The sequence below is a fragment of the Micrococcus sp. iso_26 genome (assembly GCF_056172975.1).
Genome location: NZ_CM149652.1, coordinates 2,050,502 through 2,063,037, shown reverse-complemented (window position 1 = coordinate 2,063,037; position 12,536 = coordinate 2,050,502). Strand labels below are relative to the sequence as shown.

General features: G+C 73.7%; 10 protein-coding genes, 1 tRNA gene and 2 pseudogenes. 10 read left to right on the top strand and 3 right to left on the bottom strand.

Annotation, left to right across the window (positions count from 1 at the left end):
* Positions 1 to 16: 16 nt before the first annotated feature.
* A complete protein-coding gene (locus AC0VX0_RS09590; RefSeq protein WP_129866951.1) occupies positions 17 to 997 on the bottom strand; it encodes an AEC family transporter in 981 nt (326 codons plus the stop codon).
* Positions 998 to 1,257: 260 nt separating this feature from the next.
* Between AC0VX0_RS09590 and AC0VX0_RS09585 the strand changes: the two genes are divergently transcribed.
* Positions 1,258 to 1,704, top strand: a complete 447-nt coding sequence (locus AC0VX0_RS09585) for a DUF2087 domain-containing protein (RefSeq protein WP_036317141.1) — start codon at positions 1,258 to 1,260, stop codon at positions 1,702 to 1,704.
* Positions 1,705 to 1,871: 167 nt separating this feature from the next.
* On the opposite strand, the gene AC0VX0_RS09580 is transcribed toward AC0VX0_RS09585, so the two are convergent.
* Together AC0VX0_RS09580 and AC0VX0_RS09575 are read right to left on the bottom strand one after the other, a co-directional pair.
* Positions 1,872 to 1,945 (bottom strand) — tRNA-Gly (locus tag AC0VX0_RS09580).
* Between the two features lie 99 nt (positions 1,946 to 2,044).
* Positions 2,045 to 2,233, bottom strand: a pseudogene (locus tag AC0VX0_RS09575) (cation:proton antiporter); the annotation flags it as partial.
* 121 nt (positions 2,234 to 2,354) lie between these two features.
* Between AC0VX0_RS09575 and AC0VX0_RS09570 the strand changes: the two are divergent.
* From AC0VX0_RS09570 to mnhG, 9 genes and pseudogenes are all read left to right on the top strand, one after another.
* Entirely contained in the window at positions 2,355 to 3,884 is a 1,530-nt protein-coding gene (locus AC0VX0_RS09570; protein ID WP_144819993.1) for a hypothetical protein, read from the top strand.
* Positions 3,885 to 3,887: 3 nt separating this feature from the next.
* Complete coding sequence (dcd, locus tag AC0VX0_RS09565) at positions 3,888 to 4,469, top strand: dCTP deaminase (RefSeq protein ID WP_036341271.1); 582 nt, start codon at positions 3,888 to 3,890, stop codon at positions 4,467 to 4,469.
* Positions 4,388 to 5,788 (top strand): annotated as a pseudogene (locus tag AC0VX0_RS09560) (MFS transporter); the annotation flags it as partial. The gene dcd and the pseudogene AC0VX0_RS09560, both read left to right, overlap by 82 nt.
* A gap of 68 nt (positions 5,789 to 5,856) precedes the next feature.
* The gene (locus AC0VX0_RS09555; protein ID WP_396768892.1) at positions 5,857 to 8,955 is read left to right on the top strand and encodes a Na+/H+ antiporter subunit A; all 3,099 of its coding nucleotides are present in this window, start codon (positions 5,857 to 5,859) and stop codon (positions 8,953 to 8,955) included.
* A complete protein-coding gene (locus AC0VX0_RS09550) occupies positions 8,952 to 9,512 on the top strand; it encodes an NADH-quinone oxidoreductase subunit K (RefSeq protein ID WP_002858374.1) in 561 nt (186 codons plus the stop codon). The genes AC0VX0_RS09555 and AC0VX0_RS09550 overlap by 4 nt, the downstream gene beginning before the upstream one ends.
* On the top strand, positions 9,509 to 11,140 hold the full coding sequence (locus AC0VX0_RS09545) for a Na+/H+ antiporter subunit D (protein WP_036340029.1): 1,632 nt from the start codon (positions 9,509 to 9,511) through the stop codon (positions 11,138 to 11,140). The genes AC0VX0_RS09550 and AC0VX0_RS09545 overlap by 4 nt, the downstream gene beginning before the upstream one ends.
* Positions 11,127 to 11,744: a Na+/H+ antiporter subunit E gene (locus AC0VX0_RS09540; RefSeq protein WP_101967512.1), complete on the top strand. Its 618-nt coding sequence runs from the start codon at positions 11,127 to 11,129 to the stop codon at positions 11,742 to 11,744. Before AC0VX0_RS09545 ends, AC0VX0_RS09540 begins: the two co-directional genes overlap by 14 nt.
* Positions 11,744 to 12,082: an MrpF/PhaF family protein gene (locus AC0VX0_RS09535; protein WP_036317163.1), complete on the top strand. Its 339-nt coding sequence runs from the start codon at positions 11,744 to 11,746 to the stop codon at positions 12,080 to 12,082. The genes AC0VX0_RS09540 and AC0VX0_RS09535 overlap by 1 nt, the downstream gene beginning before the upstream one ends.
* Positions 12,079 to 12,486, top strand: coding sequence for a monovalent cation/H(+) antiporter subunit G (gene mnhG / locus AC0VX0_RS09530; RefSeq protein WP_129867214.1), 408 nt, complete (start codon positions 12,079 to 12,081; stop codon positions 12,484 to 12,486). Before AC0VX0_RS09535 ends, mnhG begins: the two co-directional genes overlap by 4 nt.
* Positions 12,487 to 12,536 lie beyond the last annotated feature (50 nt).

Below are 12,536 nucleotides of genomic sequence, written 5' to 3'. Positions count from 1 at the left end.
GCCGCCGTCGTCGGCCTCAGGCCAGCAGCAGTGCGACGGCGATCATCGCCGGGATCGCGACGATCGTGGTGACCAGGATCGTGTCCTTCGAGACGCGCAGGCCCGTGTCGTAGCGGACGGCGGTGACGAACACGTTCTGTGCGGTCGGCAGGGAGGCCAGGACGACGGCGACGAACACGTGCCGCGCGTCCAGGCCGAACACGAACTGCGCGAGCAGCCAGGCCAGCAGCGGATGCACCACCAGCTTCACCGCCGAGGCGATCAGCACGTCCGCGCGTCGCCCGCCGGCCCGCTCGAGCGGCCGCGAGCCGACCAGCGACATGCCGAACGCCAGGAGCATCGCCGGGATGGACAGCCCGCCGATGAGCTCCACAGACTCCATGAGGGGGCCCGGCAACGACCAGCCGGTGAGGGAGAAGACCAGGCCGGCCACCGAGCCCAGGATCAGGGGGTTGGTGACCGTGTGGCGGACCTGGTCGGCCACGGCGCGCCCGGGGGAGCGGCGCACCGCACGGCGCCGGCCCGCCGTCGTGCGTCGTCGGGCCTCGCGCGCGGTGGCGGCGTCCATCGCGGCCACGTAGAGCGGCGTGTAGATCGCCAGCTGGAAGATGAGCGCCGGGGCGGCCAGGGCGGCGTCGCCGAGGACGTAGGCCGCGATGGGGATGCCGAGGTTCGCCGAGTTCACGAGCGAGGCGCTGAGCGCGGACATGATCCGCTCCGAGGCCGACCTGCCCTTCAGCAGCGGGACCGTCACCGCGAGGTACAGTGCGGCCGCGGTGAACGCGGACAGCGAGGCCACCCACAGCTGGGGGCCCAGCACGGCGCCCACGTCCGCGCGGGAGAGCGTGACGAACAGCAGCGCCGGGTTGCCGATGAAGAACGCCGCGCGGGAGAGCACGGTGCGGCCGTGCTCGCCGAGCACCCCCGTGCGCCCCACCAGGACGCCCACGAGGATGATCACCCACACGACCGCGAAGCCGGAGAGCACCTGGGTCACGGACGGGCCTCCACAGGTCGGGGTGGGGCGGTCCGCGGCGGGGTCAGGGGCATGGCGCGATCCTACGTCGCGGGCGTCGGCTAGCCTGGATCACGACGGCGGCGCCCACCGCCGAGCGCGCCACGCGGCCCGGTCCCGCGCGGCAGGGCCCTGCAGCCCGGCGCGAAGGGGAGCGGATCCTCGGGCCCACCCGCACGCGACGGACGTCGTCCCCGACCCGCGGCGCGGCATGGCCGGGAGCGCGCCGGCGAGGATGCACCATGACCCGTCAGTCCGACCTCAAGACCCTGATCCGCGCCCGCATGGCCGTCACCGGTGAGCGGTACACCGCCGCGGCGGCGGCCCTCGCCGACGAGTGGCAGTCCGCCGAGCGCTACCACGCGACCGTGCTCGCCCGCTTCTTCGACGGGGACCGGCTGCGCTCCATCCCTGCGCGTCGCAAGCCGCGGGTGGCCGTCCTTCTCGAGCTGTTGCGTCGCTTCAGAGCGGGCCGCGCCTACGCGGAGGCCGAGGTCAACGACCTGCTGCGCCCCGCCCACGAGGACGTGGCCACGCTGCGTCGCGAACTCGTGGACTACGGGTTCCTCGCCCGCGCCGACGGCGTCTACCGACTGGCGGACGCCGGGCCCGACCTCGACCCGCGCTTCGCCGCGGACCTGCCGGTCGACCTGGAACGCCGGCTGCGCGAGATCCGCGCGGGCCGTTGAGGGGAGCGGGACCCCACGCGGCGACCTGGAACGCCAGCGGTCGCCATGACGCCGGAATGTGGCCGCATTCCGACGTCTTGCGTTCCCGGTGCGGCCGTGGCGGGGCGACGTGGACCGACACGGCCCCGGGTCCCTCGCGTGAGGGGCCCGGGGCCGTCGTCGTGGTGTGGAGCGGGCGACGGGAATCGAACCCGCGTATCTTGCTTGGGAAGCAAGCGCTCTACCATTGAGCTACGCCCGCGCAACCGCTCGGCTTCCGCCTGCGGCGCGGGCACCACCATACACCAGCCCGGCCGGTGCACCGGCCCCGCGTCGTCCTCGCGCCCCGCGGACCCGTACGTCAGTGCGCCGGGTCCGCCGCGGCGACCTCGCGCGCCTGCACCCGCCGCGTCGCCGCCCGGGCGCGCGAACGACCGAACGCGTCCGCGTACCGCGTGAGCACCGGCCCGGCGATCACGATGGAGAACTCCCCGCGGATGGTCAGGGCCGCACCCGCGCGCCAGCGGCCGGCCACGCCGTTTCCCGAACGAAAGCGCACCAGGGGCCGCCGTTTCCCGAACGAAAGCGCGCCGGGGGCCGCTGGTAGAGTCCGAACCGCGCCCGGCCGCGGCCGGACGCGTCCGGCAGCCCCTGTCCCGGAAGGACGTCCCATGCGCGACACCACGGCCGACGCGGCCCAGGTCCCCGCCCGCCCCGACGACGCGGCGGTGTACCGCTACCTCGCGTTCGGGGAGGCGGACCGCCCCTTCCTCGTCGGCGGTCCCCGGCCCGCACCGCTGGCCCCCGCCGCGACACCGTCCCCGGTCGCCGACCTCGAGCCGGTCCGCGCCGCGATCCGCGCCCACGGCGGCCCCCTGGCCTCGACCGCGCACGTGTGCGGCCGCCCCGCCCCGACGCCTTCGGCCGCCGACGCGTCCCGCGGCCTGCGCGGTGCCGCGCGCACCCTGACCGCGACCCGCCGCGACGTCGCCGCACGCCTGGCCGACTCCCGCGAGCGCGCCGACGTGCCCGTCGAGGCGCTGCTGAACTCGGCCTTCGTCGACGCCCACGCGGACGAGCGCCCCGCCGATCGCGGCGTGCCGCGCGGGCGGCTCGCCGGCCTGGTGGACGCCGTCCTCCCGCCGGCCCGCCACGCGGACGACGACGCCGCGGCCGGCCTGCTGCTCGCCCTGCGCGAGCCGGTCCGCGAGGTGTTCGCCTCCGACTCGTTCGCCGCCCGCCCGTACGCCGACGCGCCCACCGTCCGCGCGCTCTTCGAGGACTTCCTCGCCCACCCGCGCCGGCACGACCCCGAGCGCTTCTGGCGCCTGCTCAACCTCGAGCTCTGGCTGCGCGACGCGGTGGACGCGGACGCCGCCCCGGCCGGCCCCGCCACCGCGGTCGACGAGGCCCCCACCGCCCCGGCACCGGCCAAACCGGACCACGAGCCGAACCCGGGCAAGGAGCTCGACCTGGTCTCCGCCGAGGACGGCCGCCGCTACCGCCGCTTCCCTGTGCAGACCGGCCTGGTGGACCGGGACACGGACCTGCAGGCCTACCTGCGCGGCGAGATTGAGGACTTCTTCCGCGACCTGCCCGCGGACGCGATGCCGCAGGACGCCCCGTGGCACTTCTCCGTGTCCGAGAAGATCGTGGCCATCACCCAGGGTCGCTCCTACTACACGTGGGAGGTCCGCCCCTCCGTGGCCGCCCGCGTCCTCTCCCGCCTGGTCACCCGCACGCCCGCGGGCATCGGCCTGGGCGATCCCACCACCATGCAGCTGGCCATCCAGGAGGCCGGCCTGCCGCGCATCGTGCTCTCCGCGGCCGCCGGCGCCGCCGGCAAGGTCGCCGGCAAGCGCGGTGTGTTCTACAACGTGGTGGGCGGCAACGTCCGCGCGATCGACGGGCCCACCACCTACTCCACGTTCCCGGCCAACGTCTCCGCCAAGCTGCCCCCGGCCGAGCCGGACCGGGTGGCCGCCGAGGTCTCGGCGATGATCCGGGCGGCGGACATCCCGGCCTGGGCGAAGGCCTCCTTCGCCGGCACCGTCGTGATGGACGCCAACGACATCGGCCGCAACGCCCTCGGCAAGGACACCGCCGCGTCGGCCGCCGTCCTCGAGGCCGCCTTCGCGGACAACCCGCTGGGCCAGGGCCGCGAGCGCACCCCGCTGGCCGTCGTCGTGCGAATGGACTGAGCCGTGCTGCTCTCCGACCGCGACATCCGCGCCGAGCTCGCCTCCGGCCGCGTGGGCCTGGACCCCCTCGACCCGGCGATGGTCCAGCCCGCGTCCGTGGACGTGCGCCTGGACCGGTTCTTCCGGCTCTTCGACAACCACCGGTACGCGCACATCGACCCGCGTCAGGAGCAGGACGAGCTGACCCGGCTGGTGGAGGTGGACCCGGACGAGGCGTTCATCCTGCATCCGGGGGAGTTCGTGCTCGGCTCCACCTATGAGCAGGTCACGCTGCCGGACGACCTCGCCGCCCGCCTCGAGGGCAAGTCCTCGCTGGGGCGGCTGGGCCTGCTGACGCACTCGACCGCCGGGTTCATCGACCCCGGGTTCTCCGGGCACGTCACGCTCGAGCTGTCCAACGTGGCCACGCTGCCCATCACGCTGTGGCCGGGGATGAAGATCGGCCAGCTGTGCTTCTTCCGGCTCTCCTCGGCGGCCCAGTCGCCGTACGGCACCGGGGCCAACCAGAACCGGTACCAGGGTCAGCGCGGGCCCACGGCCTCCCGGGCGCACCGCGACTTCCACCTCACCCGCATCGAGCGATGACCGGCGCCGCGCTCCCGCCGGTCGCCTCCGCCGCCCCGCGTCGCCAGGTGGCCGCGTGGGCGCTGTGGGACTGGGGCTCGGCCGCGTTCAACGCGGTCATGGTCACCTTCGTGTTCGGCACCTACCTGGCCTCGGACGCGTTCGGGCCGGACGAGCGGGGCACGGCGTGGCTGTCCACGGCCCTGGCGATCGCCGGCGTCGTGATCGCCCTGACCGCGCCCGTGATGGGCCGGCGCGCGGACGGCGCGGGCCGGCGCCGCCTCTGGCTGGGGGTGATGACGGCGGCGGTGATCGCGTGCACCGCGGCCTGCTTCTGGGTCACCCCGGAGGAGTCCTCGCTGCTGCTGGGCGTCACCCTGATCGCCCTGGGCACGGTGTTCTTCGAGTTCGCGGAGGTGCAGGTCAACGCGATCCTCGTGCACATCTCGACGCCGGCCACGATCGGCCGGATCTCGGGCATCGGCTGGGGCGCGGGCTATCTCGGTGGCATCCTGCTGCTGCTGATCGTGTTCGTGGGCTTCGTCTCGGGGGACGCGCACTGGTTCGGCGTCACGGAGGACGCGGCGCTGAACATCCGGGTGGTCGCGCTCGTGGCCGCGGCGTGGTTCCTGGTGTTCGCGATCCCGGTGCTGGTGGCCGTGCCGGACCCGGCGCCCGCGCCGTCCCCCGGCGGCGGCCCGCGGCGGGAGTCCCTGGCGGCCTCGTACCGTGCGCTGGGGTCCACGCTGGCGCGGATGTGGCGCGAGGACCGGAACACGCTGTGGTTCCTCGTGGCCTCGGCGGTGTTCCGCGACGGCGTGGGCGCGGTGTTCGTCTACGGCGCCATCCTGGGCACCACGGTCTACGGGCTGGCGGCCTCGGACGTGGTCCTGTTCGCGATCGCGGCCAACGTGGTGGCCGCCCTGGGCGCCTTCGTGGGCGGGCAGCTCGACGACGCAGTCGGCCCGCGCCGGGTGATCCTCGGTTCGCTGGCCGCCATGGTCCTCGTGGCCGGGGCGCTGTTCTTCGCCTCGGGCACCCTCGCGTTCTGGGTCGGCGGGCTGGCGCTGTGCCTGTTCGTGGGCCCGGTGCAGTCGGCCTCGCGCGCGTTCCTGGGCCGGCTCACCACGCCGCGGACGGCGGGCGAGGTGTTCGGGCTGTATGCCACCACGGGCCGCGCGGTCGGGTTCATCACGCCCGCGCTCGTGACGCTCGCGCTCGCCCTGCACCCGGACAACCGGGTGGTCATCCCCGTGATCGCCGTCGTGCTCGTGGCCGGTGGGCTGCTGTTCGCCCGGGTCACGGAGCCGATCACGCGGAGCGCGGAATCGGTCCGCTGACCCCGGGTGGGGCGCATCCCTCCGCTAGGCTGGACCGTACCCCTTCCCGTGCCTGACGAAGGGACCGCATGCTCGTCATCCTGACCGCGCTCTTCGTCGTCGCGCTCGCCGCCCCGGTGATCTTCCGGTGGACGGGACGTCAGGGGTTCTATCTGCTCGCCGCCGCCCCCGCGGCGGGCTTCGTCTGGCTGCTCACCCAGCTGCCGCACGTGTTCGCGCTGCAGGAGGCGCTCGACGCCGGCCGGCCGGTCCCGGCCTCGGCGGCGCACCTGGACCGCGCCGTGCCGTGGGTGCCGTACCTCGAGATCGAGCTCGCGTTCCGCATGGACGTGCTGGCCGCGTTCATGTCCCTGATCGTGCTGGGAGTCGGCGCGCTGGTCCTGGCCTACTGCGCCCGCTACTTCCGGGAGCACGAGCCGCGCAACGCGGTGTTCGGCGGGCAGCTGCTGGCGTTCGCCGGCGCGATGTTCGGGCTCGTCACCACGGACGACCTGATGGTGCTCTACACCTTCTGGGAGATCACGTCCGTCCTGTCCTTCCTGCTGATCGGCTACTCGGGCCACCGCATCTTCGCCCGCCGCTCCGCCATCACCGCCCTGATCGTCACCACGTTCGGCGGCCTGGCCATGCTCGCGGGCCTGATCATGCTGGCCCACTTCGCCGGGTCCTGGCGGATCTCCGGGGTCCTCGAGGCCGCCCCCGCCCTCATGGCCGACGCCGGGCTGCGCGGGCTGCTCGAGGTCGCCGTCGCCCTGGTGCTGATCGGCGCCCTCACGAAGTCCGCCCAGGCCCCCTTCCACTTCTGGCTGCCGGCCGCCATGGCCGCGCCAACCCCCGTGTCCGCGTACCTGCACGCGGCGGCCATGGTGAAGGCCGGCGTCTTCCTCGTGGCCCGCCTGGCCCCGGAGTTCCACGGCCTCGCCATGTGGCAGGTCCTCGTGATCGGCGTGGGTCTGTGGACCCTGCTGCTCGGCGGCTGGCGCGCCCTGCGGCAGACAGACATCAAGCTCGTCCTCGCGTACGGCACGGTCTCCCAGCTCGGCTTCCTCATGGTGGCCAACGGGCTGGGCACCCGCGACGCCGCCATGGCCGGCCTCGCCATGCTCCTGGCCCACGCGGTGTTCAAGGCCCCCCTGTTCATGGTGGTCGGCATCATCGACCACGAGGCCGGCATGCGCGATCTGCGCCAGCTCTCCGGGATCGGCCGCCGCCACCCGGCCCTGGCCGCCGTCGCCGTGGTGGCGGGCCTGTCCATGGCCGGCCTGCCTCCGCTGTTCGGCTTCGTGGCCAAGGAGTCCGTCCTGGAGGGCCTGGCCGCCCACGGCGTGGCGCACGCGGACGTGTGGGGCTGGACGCCGCTCGTGCTCATGACCGTGGGCTCGGTGCTCACCTTCGCCTACACGTGGCGGTTCCTGTGGGGCTCGTTCGCCGCCAAGCGGGACGAGGAGGGGGCCGCGGTCCCCGTCACGCGCTTCCACACCCGCGTCACCACCCTCGAGCTGGCCCCGGCCGCGCTGCTCGCGCTCGCCGGCCTGGTGCTCGCCTTCCTGCCCGGCCCGGTGGAGGGGATCATCACCGCCCACACGGGTTCCCTGCCGCCGCTGGACCCGGCCGCCTCTCCGGCGCACCTGGCCCTCTGGCACGGCTGGACGCCCATCCTCGCCCTCTCCGCGGGGGTCTGGGTGCTCGGCGCGCTGCTCGCCCTCGGCCGGCCGGGAGTCGAGGCGTTCCAGCGCCGCGTCGAGTTCCCGGTCGACGCCCTGCGCACGTACCGGAAGATCACCGGCGCCCTCGACGAGGTCGCCATCTGGGTCACGGGGCGCACCCAGACCGGCTCCCTGCGCCGCTACCTGGGCATCATCCTGGCCACCGCGTTCCTGCTGCCGGCCGCGTTCCTGCTCTTCCCCGTGGGGCGCAGCGAGCGCACGCTGGCCACCTCGTTCCTCTCCGCGGACGTCGCCTGGTTCCAGACCCCGGCGCAGCTGGTCGTGGTGCTGATGATCGCCGTCGCCACCGTGTTCGCCGTCCGCGCGCGCCGCCGCTTCAAGGCGATCATGCTGGTGTCCGTGACCGGCTACGGCGCCGCCGCCCTGTTCGCGATGCGCGGCGCCCCGGACCTCGCGATCACCCAGGTGCTCGTGGAGACCATCATCCTGGTCACCCTCATCCTGGGCCTGCGCGTGCTGCCGCCGGACTGGTACGACCGCCGCACCGGCTCGCGGCGGATCGCCCGTATGGCGGTCGCCGGCGGCTTCGCCCTGACCATGATGTGGATCGCCGCCACCGCGCTGGCCGCCCGCACGGCGGAGCGGATCTCGCTGCCCATGCCGGAACTCGCCTACACGGACGGCTACGGCACGAACGCCGTGAACGTCACCCTCGTGGACATCCGCGCGTGGGACACGTGGGGCGAGATCACGGTGCTGGCCGCCGCGGCCACCGGCGTGGCCTCCCTGATCTTCCTGCAGCACCGCGACGGGCGCACCCGCAGCATCGACGACGTCGCCCCCGGCTCCGTCGGCGACTTCGGCGCCGACTCCTCGCTCGGGGCCCGCGAGCTGTCCGTCGTGCGCAGCTTCGCTGTGGACGATCGCAAGGGCCAGTGGCTCGTGGCCGGCCACACGATGGCCCCCGAGCGGCGCTCGATCATCCTCGAGGTCGTCACCCGCTTCATGTTCCCGATCATGATGCTGCTCTCCGTCTACCTGCTGCTGGCCGGGCACAACACCCCCGGCGGCGGCTTCGCCGGCGGCCTGCTCGCAGGCCTGGCCCTCACGCTGCGCTTCCTCGCCGGCGGCCGGTACGAGCTGCAGGAGGCCTCCGTGATCCCGGCCGGGCCCATGATCGGCCTGGGCCTGGCGATCGCCACGCTCACCGGGATCGCCCCGCTCTTCTTCGGCGGGCAGATCCTGCAGTCCTATGTGGTGGAGTTCACCGACCTGCCGCTGTTCGGCGACGCCCTCAAGCTGGTCTCGGCCACGGCGTTCGACATCGGCGTGTACCTCGTGGTGGTCGGGCTCGTGATCGACGTGCTGCGCTCGCTCGGCGGTGAGGTGGACCGCCGGGGCGAGGAGGCCCGCCGCGCCCGCCTGCGCGCCGCGGCCCGCCGTCGTCATCCGCGCATGCCCACCCCGTCCACCCCCGACGCCCCGGAGGCCGCCCGATGATGACCGTCGACCTGGCCCTGCTCCTGGCGATGGGCGTGATGTTCGCCGGGGGGATCTACCTGGTGCTCGAGCGCAGCCTGACGCGCATCCTGCTCGGCATCGTGCTGATCAACAACGGCGCCATCATGCTGCTGTTCCTCTCCTCGGGCGGCACGGGCCTGGCCCCGCTGTTCGTGCGCGGACGGGACCCGCACGAGTACGCGGACACGCTGCCGCAGGCGCTGATCCTCACCGCGATCGTGATCGGCTTCGCCGTGGTCGCGTTCCTGACCGCCATGATCTACCGCTCGTGGCTGCTCGTCCGCGAGGACGAGGTCGAGGTGGACGCGGAGGACGTCAAGATCGCCCGGATGCCCGCCTGGGACGCGGAGGACGACGCGGAGCTCGTGGAGGAGTCCTCCGAGTTCCTGGACGACGCCGCGGACCCCAACGCCCACTACGAGCACGCGACGGAGGCACGGCCCCAGGTGCAGCACGCCACGCCCGCCCCCCAGGCGCCCACCGGATCCGGGGCAGCGTCCCGCGGCCGCCGTCCCGAGGGCGGGGAGCGCGCATGAGCATCGGTTCCGTCCCCCTGACCGACCTGGCCCCGCTGGCCGTCATGCTGCCCGTGCTGGGCGCGGCCGTGACCTTCATGCTCGTGCGCCGCCCCCGCGCGCAGATCACCGTCACGGTCTCCGCGCTCGTGCTCACCCTCGTGCTGGACGCGCTGCTGCTGGCCGCGGTCTGGGACACCGGGGTCGCGGCCGTCCACCTCGGCGGCTGGCCGGCCCCGCTGGGCATCAGCCTCGTGGTGGATCGGCTCTCGGCCCTCATGCTCGTGGTGTCGGCGCTGATCACCCTGGCGGTGTTGCTGTACGCCTCGGCGCAGGGGCTGATCAACCGGGACGAGGGTGGGCCGGTCTCGATCTTCCACCCCACGTTCCTGATCCTCGTGGCGGGCGTGTCCAACGCGTTCCTCGCCGGCGACCTGTTCAACCTCTACGTGGGCTTCGAGATCCTCCTGACGTCCTCCTACGTGCTGCTGACCATGGGGGGCACCGCCCAGCGCATCCGCGCGGGCATCACCTACGTGGTGGTCTCCGTGCTCTCCTCGGTGGTGTTCCTGATCGCGATCGCGATGATCTACGCGGCCACCGGCACCGTGAACATGGCGGACCTGGCCGTGAAGCTGGGCGAGCTGCCCACCGACGTGCAGATGGTCCTGCACGTGCTGCTCCTGGTGGGCTTCGGCATCAAGGCGGCCGTGTTCCCGCTGTCCTTCTGGCTGCCGGACTCGTACCCCACCGCGCCCGCCCCGGTGACCGCGGTGTTCGCGGGCCTGCTCACCAAGGTGGGCGTGTACGCGATGATCCGCACCGAGACGCTGCTCTTCCCGGGGGAGCACGTCAACGCGCTCCTGCTCGTGGTGGCCGCGCTGACCATGGTGGTGGGCATCCTCGGCGCGCTGGCCCAGACGGACATCAAGCGCATCCTGTCCTTCATCCTCGTCTCCCACATCGGCTACATGATCTTCGGCCTGGGCCTGGCCACGGAGGCGGGGCTGGCGGCCACCGTGTACTACGTGGCCCATCACATCACCGTGCAGACCACGCTCTTCCTCGTCACGGGTCTGATCGAGAACCGCGCCGGCACCGCGAACATCGACCGCCTCGGGTCCCTGGCGAAGGTCTCCCCGTTCGTGAGCGTCCTGTTCCTCGTGCCCGCGCTCAACCTCGGCGGCATCCCGCCGTTCTCCGGCTTCCTCGGCAAGGTCGGCCTGCTGCGCGGCGGCGTCGAGCAGGCCACGCCCCTGGCCTACACGCTGGTGGGCGTGTCCCTGCTCGTGTCCCTGCTGACCCTGCTCGTGGTGGTGCGCGTGTGGACCCGCGCGTTCTGGCGCCGCGTCGAGGACGTGGAGCACCCGCCCGCCCAGCTCGTGGCCGCCTACGAGCGGGCCGTCGCCCGTGGCGAGCGCCCCCGCCCGCTCGAGCCGGGCCTCGTGCTGCCCACCACGGCGCTCGTGGGCCTGACGCTGGTGTTCACGGTGGCCGCCGGTCCGCTGTTCGCCCTGGCCGACGAGGCCGCCACGGACATGCTCGACCGCTCGCCCTACATCGCGGCGGTGCTCGACGACGCCGCGGCCGAGCGGGCCGCGGCCACCCTCAGCGTCGACCCGACGGAGGTGCACGATGCCCGGAAGTGACTCCGCCCGCCGCGGCGTGGTGCGCCCCGACGGGATCCGGGGCATCGTGGCCCAGTGGCCGCTGATCCTCGTGATGGTGGCCGTGTGGTGCGCCCTGTGGCAGGACTTCGCTCCGCACGTGGCCCTGACCGGCCTCGCCTTCGCGCTGCTGATCATCGGGCTCTTCCCGATGCCGGACATCCCGTTCAGCGGCCGTCTGAACCCCTGGTGGTCCCTCGTGTTCACGGTGCGGTTCCTCGTCGACGTCGTGCGCGCCTCAGTCAACGTGACCGGGACGGTGCTGCTGCGTGGCCGCCGCGCCCGCGGCTCGATCGTGGGCGTCCCGCTGCGCAGCCACGACGACCTCATCATCACGCTCGTCAGCCACGCCCTGGCCCTGGTGCCGGGCTCGATCGTGCTGGACGTGGACCGGGTCCGCTCCGTCCTGTACCTGCACGTGCTCGACGCGACCACGGACGAGGACGTGGCGGGCTTCCGCGCCAAGGCCCTCGACGTGGAGGCGGGCATCATCCGCGCCGTCGGCACGCGTGAGGACCTCGAGCTGGTCCGCCGCTTCCCGAGTTCGGCGCCCCCCGCCGCCCGCCCCCCGAAGGAGGAGGCCTGATGGACCCCATGGACCTGGCCACGTGGGCCGGCGGGGCGCTGCTCGTGGTCGGCGCCGTCGGTGCGCTCTACCGGATCGTGCGCGGCCCCTCGCTGCTGGACCGGGCGGTCGCCACGGACGTGCTGCTCGTGGTGTTCTCCGGGATGCTCGTCCTGGAGATGGCCGTGCACCGCCACACCCACCACGTGGTCCTCGTGGTGCTGGCCGCCGCCGTCGGCTTCGTCGGCTCGGTGACGGTGGCGCGCTTCGCGGAGGACCGGCGCCCGGACCACTCGCTCGAGGACCAGGCGCGCGTGCCCGGCACCACGGACGTGCCGGGCGGGGAGGAGGGCCGATGACCGACACCGCCACGCTCCTGGACTGGCTGGCCGCGTTCCTGATCGTCAGCGGCGCCTTCTTCTCCCTGGTGGCCGGCGTGGGCCTGCTCGTGCTGCCGGACCTGCTGGCCCGCATGCACGCCGCCGCCAAGCCGCAGGTCCTCGGCCTGCTGCTCATGCTCGCGGGGCTGGCGATCGAGTGGCGCTCGTGGGTGTGGCTGCCCGTGCTGTTCCTGGCCTGGGTCACCCAGATGGTCACGGCCCCGGTGGCCTCCCACCTGGTGGGCCGCACGGGCTACCGCACCAAGCACGCCCGCCGTGAGCTGCTGCACCGGGACGAGCTGGCCGCCGTCGTCCGTCGGGCCGAGCCCCCGGCGGACCCCGGGCCGCGCCGCGCCGGTGCCCGGCCACGCGGGCGCCGCTGACACCACCCCGCACAGCACGACGGCCGCCGTCCGGATCCCTCCGGGCGGCG